Source organism: Sphingomonas sp. M1A8_2b, assembly GCF_053345535.1.
This window is the reverse complement of sequence record NZ_JBKFAH010000004.1, coordinates 352,220-364,671: the sequence shown is the minus strand read 5'-3', so window position 1 is coordinate 364,671 and position 12,452 is coordinate 352,220. Positions and strand designations below refer to the sequence as shown.

General features: G+C 64.9%; 11 protein-coding genes and 1 tRNA gene. 7 read left to right on the top strand and 5 right to left on the bottom strand.

Annotated features, from left to right (window positions below):
- Nucleotides 1-101 precede the first annotated feature (101 nt).
- Nucleotides 102-722, bottom strand: a complete 621-nt coding sequence (locus ACLBWL_RS16865; protein ID WP_447794956.1) for a peptidylprolyl isomerase — start codon at nucleotides 720-722, stop codon at nucleotides 102-104.
- A 113-nt stretch (nucleotides 723-835) separates the two neighbouring features.
- On the opposite strand from ACLBWL_RS16865, the gene ACLBWL_RS16860 reads away from it, so the two are divergent.
- The 6 genes from ACLBWL_RS16860 to ACLBWL_RS16835 are packed head-to-tail and all read left to right on the top strand — an operon-like array spanning nucleotide 836 to nucleotide 5,972.
- Nucleotides 836-1,741, top strand: a complete 906-nt coding sequence (locus tag ACLBWL_RS16860; protein WP_447794954.1) for an ATP-grasp domain-containing protein — start codon at nucleotides 836-838, stop codon at nucleotides 1,739-1,741.
- On the top strand, nucleotides 1,741-2,757 hold the full coding sequence (locus tag ACLBWL_RS16855; protein WP_447794952.1) for an LLM class flavin-dependent oxidoreductase: 1,017 nt from the start codon (nucleotides 1,741-1,743) through the stop codon (nucleotides 2,755-2,757). Before ACLBWL_RS16860 ends, ACLBWL_RS16855 begins: the two co-directional genes overlap by 1 nt.
- Nucleotides 2,754-3,488 (top strand): methionine ABC transporter ATP-binding protein, encoded by a 735-nt coding sequence (locus ACLBWL_RS16850; RefSeq protein WP_447794951.1) that lies wholly within the window; start codon nucleotides 2,754-2,756, stop codon nucleotides 3,486-3,488. The genes ACLBWL_RS16855 and ACLBWL_RS16850 overlap by 4 nt, the downstream gene beginning before the upstream one ends.
- Complete coding sequence (locus ACLBWL_RS16845; RefSeq protein ID WP_447794949.1) at nucleotides 3,485-4,147, top strand: methionine ABC transporter permease; 663 nt, start codon at nucleotides 3,485-3,487, stop codon at nucleotides 4,145-4,147. Before ACLBWL_RS16850 ends, ACLBWL_RS16845 begins: the two co-directional genes overlap by 4 nt.
- A gap of 22 nt (nucleotides 4,148-4,169) precedes the next feature.
- On the top strand, nucleotides 4,170-4,964 hold the full coding sequence (locus tag ACLBWL_RS16840) for a MetQ/NlpA family ABC transporter substrate-binding protein (protein WP_447794947.1): 795 nt from the start codon (nucleotides 4,170-4,172) through the stop codon (nucleotides 4,962-4,964).
- Between the two features lie 39 nt (nucleotides 4,965-5,003).
- The gene (locus tag ACLBWL_RS16835; protein ID WP_447794945.1) at nucleotides 5,004-5,972 is read left to right on the top strand and encodes a magnesium and cobalt transport protein CorA; all 969 of its coding nucleotides are present in this window, start codon (nucleotides 5,004-5,006) and stop codon (nucleotides 5,970-5,972) included.
- Between the two features lie 181 nt (nucleotides 5,973-6,153).
- Here ACLBWL_RS16835 and ACLBWL_RS16830 read toward each other — a convergent pair whose 3' ends face one another.
- The gene (locus ACLBWL_RS16830; RefSeq protein ID WP_447794943.1) at nucleotides 6,154-7,143 is read right to left on the bottom strand and encodes an NADP-dependent oxidoreductase; all 990 of its coding nucleotides are present in this window, start codon (nucleotides 7,141-7,143) and stop codon (nucleotides 6,154-6,156) included.
- Between the two features lie 141 nt (nucleotides 7,144-7,284).
- Nucleotides 7,285-8,421, bottom strand: coding sequence for a DUF2171 domain-containing protein (locus ACLBWL_RS16825; protein WP_447794941.1), 1,137 nt, complete (start codon nucleotides 8,419-8,421; stop codon nucleotides 7,285-7,287).
- A 238-nt stretch (nucleotides 8,422-8,659) separates the two neighbouring features.
- Between ACLBWL_RS16825 and ACLBWL_RS16820 the strand changes: the two genes are divergently transcribed.
- Nucleotides 8,660-8,735, top strand: a tRNA-Ala gene (locus tag ACLBWL_RS16820).
- Nucleotides 8,736-8,788: 53 nt separating this feature from the next.
- Here the strand turns inward: ACLBWL_RS16820 and ACLBWL_RS16815 are convergent.
- Both ACLBWL_RS16815 and ACLBWL_RS16810 read right to left on the bottom strand, forming a co-directional pair.
- Nucleotides 8,789-10,570 carry a sensor domain-containing phosphodiesterase gene (locus ACLBWL_RS16815; protein WP_447794939.1) on the bottom strand — a complete coding sequence of 594 codons (1,782 nt, stop codon included), beginning with the start codon at nucleotides 10,568-10,570 and terminating at the stop codon, nucleotides 8,789-8,791.
- Nucleotides 10,571-10,740: 170 nt separating this feature from the next.
- Nucleotides 10,741-12,177: a sugar porter family MFS transporter gene (locus ACLBWL_RS16810; protein ID WP_447794937.1), complete on the bottom strand. Its 1,437-nt coding sequence runs from the start codon at nucleotides 12,175-12,177 to the stop codon at nucleotides 10,741-10,743.
- Nucleotides 12,178-12,452 lie beyond the last annotated feature (275 nt).

Here is a 12,452-nt window from a genome sequence, read left to right as displayed (position 1 = left end):
GAGCCCAATCGGAAAGGTCAGAGTAACTGATCGCAGTCCTACGTTAGCAACGTTCCCCAATTGGGCCCCGGCCTCCGCCGGGGTGGAATTGAGTGGTGGCCTTACTTTACTCGCCGCACCGTCAAAATCTTAACCGGCGCAGCAATCATCTGCCCCTTCATCACCCCAACCCCAGCCGTAGGCGAAGTCGGCGCAGCAAGGATGCGCTTCACCACGTCCATACCTTCCACCACATGCCCGAACGCCGCGAACCCCGCCGTATCCCCACTCCCCGCCGGATTAGCATCCAGCGACAACACCGGCCCGACGGTAATGAAGAAGTCCGCAGTCGCGCTCCCCGGCGCGAACCGTGCCATCGAGATCGTCGCGTCGACATGCGACAGCCCGGTCTGGCTGGTCGGCTCATGCTTTACCGGCGGTAGCAGCCGCTTCACCTCACCCTGCGGCCCGCCCTGGATCAACCCCGCGTCCGCCCCGAGCTTCATCGCGCGATAGAACGTCACCCCGTCGAGCCGCTTCTGGTCGACATACCGCAGGAAGTTCGCGGTCGTCAGCGGCGCGCGATCCTTCTCCAGCGCCAGCGTGATCGGCCCCTCGCTCGTCGTCATCACGATCGAGACAGTCGCCGGAGCAGCGGGTGGCGGCGCAAGCGGAGCCTCCTGCGCCGAGACGGAAGCGGCGCCGAGAACGGCAAGAGCGAGCGTGACGAATCTGGAAATCATCCGCTACGCTACCGCGTCCTCCCCTCCCTGTCAGCGGCCCGCGACACGATATTGCGCGCGGCAAAGTTTTGCTTGGGTTTGCACGCCCGCGCGCAATGCGTATCCGGGAAGCGATGACCGATCTCGCCATTCTCTACGAGCACCCGCTCTGGTTCGAACCGCTGTTCGCGGCCCTCGATCGCCGCGGCGTCGCGTTCACCCGCGCGACGTCCGACGGCTTCTGGAACCCCGCCGACCAGAGCGCCCCCGCCCCCGTCGTCTTCAACCGGATCGCGATGTCGAGCTTCCTGCGCAGCGACGAGCATCCGATCTTCGACACGATGGCGATGCTCGATCACTGGCGCCGCACCGGCGCGCGCGTGATCAACGGCACCGACGTCCTCGCGATCGACGCCTCGAAAGCCCGGCAGTTGTCGCTGATCGCCTCGCTCGGCCTCGCGATCCCCGAAACGCGCGTCGTCCACCGCGCCGCCGACGTCGTCCCCGCCGCCCAGACGCTCCGCTTCCCGCTGGTCGTCAAAGCGAACATTGGCGGTTCGGGGGCGGGCATCATCCGTTTCGACAGCCTCGCTGAACTGCGCACCGCAGTGGCCGCCGCCGGCCTGCCGAGCAGCGTCGACGGCGTCCTGCTGGTCCAGGAATACGTCCCTGTCCGCGACGGCGCGATCACCCGGATCGAGACTCTCGACCGCAAATTTCTTTACGCGATCGACGTCGCGGGCGGCGGCGCATTCGATCTCTGCCCGGCGGATGCATGCGTCGTCCCCGGCTCCGGCATCAAGATGTCCGCGGTCGAGCCGTCGCAGACCTTGAAAGACGCCGCCGAGGCGATCGCCCGCGCCGTTGATCTCGATGTCGGCGGAGTTGAGGTGATGATCGACGACCGCGACGGCGTGGCACGCTTCTACGACATCAACGCGCTGTCGAACTTCGTCGCCAAGCCGCTGGAAACGCTCGGCTGGGATCCGCACGACCGGCTCGTCGATTACCTCGTCGAACAGATCGAGAAGGCCCGCTGATGCGCTACGGTTACTGGACTCCCGTCTTCGGCGGCTGGCTCCGCAACGTCCCCGACGAAGGGATGGAGGCGAACTGGGCGTACACCAAGGCGCTGACGCAGAATGCCGAGCGCTGGGGCTATGACCTGACGCTGATCGCCGAGCTGAACCTCAACGATATCAAGGGCATCGAACAGCCTGCGCTCGACGCATGGTCGACCGCGGCGGCGCTGGCGGCGGTGACCGACAGTATCGAGCTGATGGTCGCGGTCCGCCCGAACTTCCACCACCCCGCGCTGTTCGCCAAGGCGGCGGCGAACATCGACCGCATTTCGGGCGGTCGCCTCGCGCTCAACGTCGTGTCGTCCTGGTGGGCGGACGAGGCCAAGCAATACGGCCTCCAGTTCGACCAGCACGACGATCGCTACGCGCGTACCGCCGAGTGGCTGACCGTCGTCGACGGGCTGTGGACGCAGGAGCGGTTCGACTTCGCGGGCCAGTTCTACACCACGCAGCAGGCGATCTGCTCACCCAAGCCCGCCAAGCGCCCGACCGTCTACGCGGGCGGCGAAAGCGAGAAGGCCAAGGCGATGATCGCCGCGCAGTGCGACGCGTACGTCATGCACGGCGACCCCGCTGACGCGATCGCCCCGAAGATCGCCGACATGGCGGCGCGGCGTGAGGCAGCTGGCGGCGCGCCGATGCAATACGGCATGGCCGCCTATGCGATCGTCCGCGACAGCGAAGCCGAGGCGAAGCGCGATCTCGAACGCATCACCAGCGTCACCGAACTCCCCGCCGGCTACGCGAACTTCGACCAGTGGCTATCGGGCACGCAGCTCGAACGCGAACTCAAGATCCAGGAATACTCGGTCTCCAACCGCGGCCTGCGCCCCAATCTGGTCGGCACGCCCGAACAACTGAAGGAGCGCGTCGCGGAATACGAGGCCGCCGGTCTCGACCTGCTGCTGCTCCAGATGAGCCCGCAGGCCGAGGAAATGGAGCGGTTCGCCGCGCAGGTCATGGGCACCGCATGATCCGCCTTACCGTCGTCGTTAAAACCTACCCGGCAAGCGAAGCGGCGGCCCTAGACGGCGTATCGCTCGAAATCCCCGCACGCGGCGTGTTCGGCGTCATCGGCCAGTCGGGCGCAGGCAAGTCGACGCTGATCCGCCTGATCAACGCGCTCGAACGCCCGACTTCGGGCCGGGTCGAAGTCGATGGCGTCGACGTAGCCGTGCTGTCGGCCTCAGACCTGCGCGCGCTACGCCGCCGCATCGGCATGATCTTCCAGAACTTCGGCCTGCTGTCGTCGCGCACGGTCGCCGCAAACGTCGCGTTCCCGCTGGTGCTGGCGGGCGTATCCAAAGCCGAGCGCGAGACGAAAGTTGCCGCGCTGCTCGACCGCGTAGGCCTCGCCGATCACGCCGCGAAATACCCTGCCCAACTCTCCGGCGGCCAGAAGCAGCGCGTCGGCATCGCCCGCGCGCTCGCCACCGACCCCGACATCCTGCTCTGCGACGAAGCGACCAGCGCACTAGACCCCGAAACCACCCGCTCGGTCCTCACCCTCCTCCGCGAGCTCAACCGAGACCTCGGCCTGACGATCGTCCTGATCACCCACGAAATGGATGTCGTCCGCTACGTCTGCGACCGCGTCGCCGTCCTTGAGCGCGGCCGTATCGTCGAGACCGGAGACGTTACCGACATCTTCGCCAACGCCGCCCACCCGGCAACGCAGCGCATGCTCGCGGCGCTGGCGGCATGAGCTTCTTCGCCAACATCGACTGGTCGGACATCGGCCAGGCCTGCCTCGACACGCTGATCATGCTCGGCGGATCGCTGATCCTCACCATCGCGTTCGGCCTCCCGCTCGGCGTCCTGCTCTACCTCACCGGCCAGGGCCGCCTGTCGCAGAACCGCGTCGCCAACGCCGTGCTCGGGGTCGTCGTCAACATCCTCCGCTCGGTGCCGTTCATCATCCTGCTGATCGTGATGATCCCGCTCACCGTGATGCTCGTCGGCACCTCGCTAGGCGTCGCCGGCGCGATCCCGCCGCTCGTCGTCGGCGCAGCGCCATTCTACGCGCGCCTCGTCGAGGGATCGCTCAAGGAAGTCGACCGCACCACGATCGAGGCGGTGCAGGCGATGGGCGCCACCACGCGCCAGATCGTCACCGGCGCGCTGATCCCCGAGGCGCTCCCCGGACTGATCGCCGGCGCCACCGTGACCGCCGTCGCGCTCGTCTCGTTCACCGCGATGGCGGGCGTGGTCGGCGCGGGCGGGCTCGGCGATCTCGCGATCCGCTTCGGCTATCAGCGCTTCCAGACCGACGTCATGGTCGTCACCGTCGTGCTGCTGGTCGTGCTCGTCCAGATCATCCAATATGCCGGCGACGCGCTCGCCCGCCACTTCACCCGCCGCTGATTTAACGCCGCTAGGAATTCGCATGAACCGCCGCACCTTGCTCGCCTCGTTCTCGCTGCTCGCGCTCGCCGCCTGCGGTGGCACCAAGACCAACGACGGCAAGACGCTGACCGTCGCCGCGACCGCCGTGCCGCATGCCGAAATCCTGGAGTCGATCAAGCCGACGCTCGCCAAGGAAGGCGTCGACCTCCAGATCCGCGTCTTCAACGATTACGTCCAGCCCAATCTCCAGGTCGAGCAGAAGCAGATCGACGTGAGTTACTTCGAGACCAAGCCGTATCTCGACCAGTTCAACGCCTCGCGCGGCACGCATCTCGTGACCTATGCAGGCGTCCACGTCGAACCGCTCGGTGCCTATTCGCGTAAGTGGAAGTCGATCGCGCAGATCCCAAACGGCGCCACCGTCGCGATCCCCAACGAGCCAAGCAACGGCGGCCGCGCGCTGCTGCTGCTCCAAAAGGCCGGGCTCATCACGCTCAAGAACCCGACCAACCCGCTGTCGAGCCTCAACGACATCGCCACCAACCCGCGCAACCTGCAGTTCAAGGAGCTGGAGGGTGCCACCCTGCCCCGCACGCTCGGCGAGGTCGATCTCGCGCTGATCAACACCAATTACGCGCTCGACGCGAAGCTCAATCCGGTCCGCGACGCGCTCGCGATCGAGGACAAGAACAGCCCCTACGTCAATTTCGTCGTCGGCCTGCCCGGCGGCGAGAAGGATCCGCGCGTCGTCAAGCTGATCGCCGCGCTGCGCAGCCCGGCCACCAAGACCTTCATCGAGCAGCATTATCGGGGTGCGGTGTTGCCGGCGTTCTGATACCGGCGCGAGCCCAGTCCGCGTAATCCTCGAGGCTCCATGACGGTCGTCGCCGCGTATCTCTATCGCCATGGCAAGCGTGTCCGCGCGGTCTCGATCGACGAAAAGGTCGATTGCCCGGCGGATCGCTCCGAGTTCGTCTGGATCGGCATCTGCGACCCGACCGACGCCGAGATGCGAACGCTGAAGGACCAGTATAACCTTCACCCACTGGCGGTGGAGGACGCCATCAAGGCGGACCAGCTGCCCAAGGTCGACGTCTATGGCGACCAGCTCTTCGTGGTCGCGCGCACCGCGCAGCTGGAGCAGGACAAGATCGCATATGGCGAAACCGCGATCTTCGTCGGCCACAGCCACATCATCAGCGTCCGCCACGGCTCGGCGCGGTCGCACAAGGCACTCCGCGAACAGCTCGAAGCCGCGCCGACCTTGCTGATCAACGGCGTCGATTACGTCCTCCACGCGATCCTCGATTACGTCGTCGACGGCTATCTCCCGATCGTCGAGAGCATTGAGGACGAGGTACTGGCGATGGAACAACGCACGATCGACGCCTTCCTGGGCCGCGACGAAATCGTCCGCATCTTCGGGCTCCGACGCGAGATGATCCGCTTCCAGCGCATCCTGGGCCCGATGGGCGAGGTCGCGGGCAAGATCGTCCGCCTCGACCTGCCCTGCATCGACACCGAGGCGAAACCGTATTTCAGCGACGTACTCGACCACGTCCGCCGCGTGCAGACGATGGTCGAAGGCCTTCGCGAGGTGCTGACGTCGGTGTTCGAATTCAGCAACCTGCTGGAGCAACAAAGGACCGGCGCGATCACCCGCCAGCTCGCCGCCTGGGCTGCGATCCTCGCCGTCCCGACCGCGATCGCGGGGATTTACGGCATGAACTTCGAACACATGCCCGAGTTGAAGACGGAATACGGGTATTTCGTCGTGCTGGGTGTGATCGGCGTCGTCTGTGCCGCGCTGTACGTGAAGTTCAAACAGGCGAAGTGGTTGTAGGCACGCGGATCGACCTGATCGTCATTTCAGCGAGGCGGTCAGACCTTGCCCCCACCCCGGCGAAGGCCGGGGCCCAATTGCGGGACGCGAATGACGGGCGATACGTTCCGTTACTGCGACCTTTCCAATTGGACCCCGGCCTTCGCCGGGGGGGTAGCTGCTGGAATGGAGGAAGTTTAACTCAAACCTTGACGAGCATCTTCCCCGTATTCCCACCCGAGAACAGCCCGAGAAACGCATCCGGCATCGTCTCGAGCCCCTCGTGCACCGTCTCCTGCCGCTTCAGCGTCCCCGCCGCCAGCATCCCGCCCATGTCCTTGTAGAACTCCTCGGCGCGATTCATGTAGTCGCTGACGATGAACCCGCGGATCTGCACACGGTTACCGATCAGCCGCGCGAGGTACTTCAGCTGCGTCGCCGCGCCGCTGTTGTACACGTCGATCATCCCGCACACCGCGAACCGTGCGTGCATCCGCGCATGCGCCAGCGCCGCGTCGAGATGCTCGCCCCCGACGTTATCGAAATACACGTCGATACCTTTCGGAGCGGCCTCGCCGAGCGCCTTCACCACCGGCACGTCGCTCTTATAGTCGATCACCGCATCCGCACCGAGCGACTTCACCCACGCGCATTTCTCCGCGCCGCCGGCCGAGCCGATCACCGTCATGCCCTTGGCCTTGGCGACCTGCACGACCGTCGATCCAACCGCACCCGCCGCCGCCGACACGAACACCGTGTCGCCCGCCTTCGCCTCGGCAACCTGGAGCAGCCCGAAATACCCGGTCATGCCCGGCATGCCGAGTTGACCCAGAAAAGCCTGCGCGGGTACATCGAGCGTGGGCAGCTTCTGCACCTGTGCGGCCGGCACCACCGCCTCGTCACGCCACCCCGCCATGTGCAGCACCATGTCGCCGACCTTGATGCCGTCGTCGTTGCTCTCGACCACTTCGCCGACCGCGCCGCCCTGCATCGCCTCGCCCAGCGCGAACGGCGGGACATAGCTTTTCACGTCGTTCATCCGACCGCGCATGTACGGGTCGACCGACAGCCAGCGATTGGCGATACGCACCTCGCCGGCGCCGAGCATCGACTGGTCGAGATCGATCATGGCGAAGTCGGTATGCTTCGGCATGCCTTGCGGACGTGCCTTCAGGCTCCATGCACGGGCCATAAACTTGCTCCTGTCTTGATTATTCGTGAACCGGGTATGGCGAAACGCGCGTCCGGCGCAACCCGCAAAAAAGCCCGGACGGTTTCGCCCGGGCTCGTTTTCGGCTAACGTCACGCGACGTCAGCCAATGCTTTCAAACGATTAGTATGTGGTCGACCCGGACTTGCCGAGCGTGTCCGATGTCGTGCCCGTGGTCGACGTCGCGCCGGCAGTGCTGCCGGCCTGCGTGGTCGAAGCATACCCCGTCGTAGCGGCGTCCTTCTTGTCGCCGCCGGTGCGATCGCCATAGTCGAACATCGCCGAGTTGCGCTCTTCTTCCTTCCACGCTGCCTTGGCTTCGTCGGCCGACTTCGACAGCGTCACCTTGCCGTCGACGGTCTTGATCCAGCGCGACGGGATCGAATGATGCACGCCGCCCGCATCGCGGTCGTTCTTGGTCAGCAGAATCCGGTCGCCCTTCACCTTGTCGACCGTGCCGACATGGCTGCCGTCGGACCCGACGACTTCCATGTGCTCGGTGACCTGCGACAGCGCACTGCGCTGGCCCTGCCGCTCGGTCCGCCACGACGAGAACTCGTTTTCGAACTTCGAGCGATGCTCGTTGCGATATTCGTCGTAATCACGGTCGAGTTCGGCAATCTGCGTGTTGCGCCAGCTGTGATAGTGATCGTCGTGCGGGTGCGACGACCGGCTGCCCGTCTGGCGGTCGTACCGCTCGTCATACCGCGCATCCGCCTCGCGACGACGCTCCGCCTCGTCATCGCCGAACCACGAGCGCACTTCGTCACCGGCGCGCGCGATGAATCCGCGATCGTCATAGTCGTAGCCCTGCGGCTGGCGGCCATAGCCACGATCCAGCCCACGACCGCCACGATCGCGGCCCTGATTGCGGTAATCGTCATCGGCGTGGCGATTCGGGCCGACATCCTCGAAACGACGCCCGTCCGACGCGTAGCTGCCATGATATTCGCTGGTGCTGCCGTACGACTGCTGCGAGCCACCGCGGTCATTAGGCTGGTAATTCCCGTATGATTCGCGGCCACCACGATCCTGTTGTGCGTAGTTGCGGCCATAGCCATCGCCGCGTGGCTGGCGGTCGCCTGCAGATCGATCGGAACGATTGTCGCGATCATACTCGCCGGCAGCTTCGTACTCGCGTGCGCTGGAGCGGCCATAGCCACCGCCATCGGTACGGAAGTCGCGGCCGTAATCCTGCGAATTGGGCCGGCCGTAGTAATCGCCGGAATTGGGGTCGCGGGTGTAGCGTTCGTAAGCCATAGGAAACTCCTATTGTAACGTCCTGCGGTTGCCGGCCCCGTCGGATGCGACGCCGTACAGTCCGACCCTTACAAGCGCCGAAAACCGCTTATGTTCCTGTAGTTACGCGGGTGTAACGTCGATCGGCCCCGCTATCGCGACGATCTGCGCGCGCAAGTTCCGGCAGCGCGATCGGACCGGTTGCATCGCCCAAAACGACCGGCTATTGGCTCGATCATGGCCTTTGGCCACAGGGCGCGGGGCCGTAGCTCAGATGGGAGAGCGCTGCAATCGCACTGCAGAGGTCAGGGGTTCGATTCCCCTCGGCTCCACCAGCGCCAAATGCTTCGAAGTGCGCGACGACGTGATACCAGCAGGCGCCTAAGCTTCAGGCCACGTTCGCGATCGGCGCATCGGCCGACTGCACAGCCGACATCCACTGCACGAAATTCGACGGTTCCATCGGCCGCCCGAACAGGAAGCCCTGCGCTTCCTCGCAGCCGATCTGCGCCAAGACGGAGGCCGCGTCCTCGGTCTCCACGCCTTCCGCGACCACCCGGTAGCCAAGCCGCTGCGCCAACCCGATCATCGTCTCGACAAGAACGAAGTCCGCGCCCGCCGGCACTGTCAGGTTGCGCACGAAGGCTTGGTCGATCTTCACCACCTGCGCCGGCAACCTTTGCAGATAGGCGAGGCTGCTGTGTCCCGTCCCGAAATCGTCGATCGCCAGCGAGATGTCGGTCGCCGCCAGTTGCGCGAGCATCGCCATCGCCTGGTCGGGGTGGTCCATGATCGCGCTCTCGGTCAGTTCGATCTCGAGCTGATTGGGGCGCAGATTTCGCCGCAACAAGGCCATCTGGATGCGTTCGATCAGATCCGGTTCTTGAAGGTTGGCCGCCGATATGTTCACCGACACCGCGACGGTGATGCCCGCCGCGGTCCAATCGACGATCTGGTCCAGCGCCGCGTCCAGCACCCATTGCGTCGTCGGACGCGCGAGCGAGGTATGTTCGATGATCGGGATGAATTCGGCCGGTGAAATCTCGCCAAGCTCGGGATGACGCCACCGCAACAGCGCTTCGACACCGATGCAGCGCCGCGTCGCAAGCTCGATCCGCGGTTGAAACACGAGCCGGAGCTGGTCGCCGGCTTCGAGCGCGGTCCCGAAATCCTCCAACAACATATACTGGCGGCGGTGTGCGATATCGTTTTCGGGCGAATACAGCGCGATCGCGCCGTCCGCGCTCCGTGCGTCCTGCGCCGCGCTGGCGGCGGCGCGCAACACGTCGCCAGCCGATGCATGACCCAGCGTGAAGGATCGCACGCCGATCGCGACGTTGGTTACGAACCGCAGCGACGACGATTCCCGAATCTTGGCGAAGCTGGCCTGAAGATCCGCCATATACACATCCTGCTCGACGCCGAGCGGGCCGAGAAACGCGAACTGGGCCGCGCCGACATGATAGGCGATTCGTGACGGATCGAGCGCCTTGCGCAACGACTGCGCGGCCTCCCGGATCAATTCGTCGACGCGCGTTGCGCCCATCGCGCGCAGGATCCGGTTGATCTGGTCGTCGCGCGCCAGGTCGACGACGACCACCAGACGCTGTTCGCCGTGGTGATCGCGCGTCAGGTCGATCAAATCCTCGCGAAACTGATTCCTGTTCGGCATGCCGCTGACCGAATCGATCCGGCCGAACGCGTGCTGCAATTCGATCTGAGCCATGACCATCGCCGCGAGATCGGTCAGCGCGGCCATCTCCGATTCGGACGCCTTGCGCGGCTCGGTGCCGAGCACGCAGAGCGATCCAAGGCCGTAACCGTCGCTCGTGACCAACGGTGCGCCCGCGTAAAAACGCGTGCCGGCAAGGCTCAACGGGCTATCGGCGTAGAATGCGTCCTCGAGAAAATCCTCGATGACCAGGGGACTGGTCGACTCGGCGACCTCCGAACACGGCGCCTTTTCGCGCACGATCGTGTCGTGGTCGATGCCGACGCGCGACTTGAACCATTGCCGGTCCTGATCGGTCAGCGACACCGCCGCGACCGGCAGGCCGAAGATCTGGCTGGCCATCCGCGTGATGCGGTCGAAACTCTCGCTTGGCGGCGTGTCCAGCAGCTTGAGCTGGTACAACGCGTCGAGCCGAGCCTTTTCTCTGTAATCAGGCACGCCATTCCCTTTCGGGACTGTCAGTAAATTACAATCATTAATAGTTTGATCTATGTAAGTCGCGCCGCATCAATCTTTTGCGAATTAAATCTACCCCTTAACCATGGTCGCCGCTTGTGCGCGAGCCAGCCTCGCCCAAGGATGGGAGGGCACAAGGCCCTCCCGCGGGATCATCCCTCCATGTCTTCGAGTTCGCGGCCGCGCGTTTCGTTGACCATCGCCTTCACGAAGAAGAACGACGCTGCCGCGAAGAAAGCGTAGCCGAAATAGGTGACGCTCAGGCCGGGCGAGACCGCCAGTGCCGGAAAACTCACCGAGATTGCGGCGTTGGCGATCCATTGTGCGAAGCCGGCGACAGCGAGGCCCGAGCCGCGGATCTGCTGCGGGAACATCTCGCCGAGCATCACCCACATCACCGGGCCCCAGCTGGCGTTGAAGAAGATGACGTAGAGGTTGGCGGAGATCAGCGCGATCAGGCCGTTGTGACCCGGCAGGCTGACCGCGCCTGCGGCATCGGTGACCGCGGTCGAGAACGCATAGGCGACGATCGCCAGCGTGACCGCCATGCCCGCCGAGCCGACCAGCAACAGCGGCTTGCGGCCGATCTTGTCGACCGTCGCGATCGTGAACAGGCACGCCGCGATCGACAGGACGCCCGACAGGATGTTGATCTGCAGCGCGTTGTCCTCGGTGAAGCCGACCGCCTCCCACAGCACCGCGCCGTAATAGAACACGACGTTGATACCGACGAACTGCTGGAAGATCGCGAGGCCGATGCCCGCCCACAGGATCGGCCGGATCTTGCCGCTGGTCTTGTCGATCAGGTCGGACAACTTGGGCTTGTGAAGATCCTTGGCCAGCGAATTGCGGATTTCGATCACCTTGCGATCGGCCTCCTCACGGCCGAACAGACGGGTGAGCACGGTATGCGCCTGCTCCTCGCGGCCCTTGGCGACCAGGAAGCGCGGGCTTTCGGGAATGATCGTCAGCGCGACCAGATAGATCGCAGCCGGGATCGCCTGAAACCAGAACATCCAGCGCCACGCCGACTGGTGAAGCCAGAACTCGGCGGTCGAACCACCGGCATAGCGTGCGACCGCGAAATTCGCTACGAACGCGCCGGTCAGGCCCGAGATGATCATGACCTGCTGGACGCTCGACAGGCGCCCGCGGATCGCCGCCGGCGTGACTTCGGAGATATAGACTGGCGAGGTGACGCTGGCGGCGCCGACGCCGAGACCGCCGATGATCCGCGCCAGGATGAAGATCGCCGACGAGCCTGCCGCGCCCGCGACCAGCGCCGACACCAGGAACAGCACCGCCGACAGCATCATCACGCTGCGTCGACCGATCGCGTCCGACAATCGGCCGGCGCCGAATGCACCGATCGCCGAACCGACCAGAATCGCGCCGACGTTCACGCCGATACCGAGCCGGCCGAGCGCAAAGGCGGCCTCGAGCCCCTTCTGCGTGCCGTTGATCACGCCCGAATCATAGCCGAACATGAACCCGCCGATGGTGGCGACGGCGACGATCGCGGTGATGAAACCGTAGTTTACCGCCGATCCGCCCGAGCCACTGCCGGCCCCTTGGATAGTCTGCGTCATAACCCCTCCTAAACGCCGTATTTATCGGCTGATTTGTGCATGTTGCAGGACGATGCCCAGATGATTTCGCAGCCTCCGGCTCCTCGTTCGAGCACGCTGGAATCGCCGATCCTGGCTGTGATCACGGTCGATGCGGCCGGTCGCAATCGAGGGTAGCGGCCGGGCAGACCGGGGCCGCGCACAGAACGGATGTAGAGTCGGTTTGATCACACCCAATCCTCAACAACGGCGCAGGTATCGATCGGCCGATCCGCGTCTCTATGGTATCGCTATCA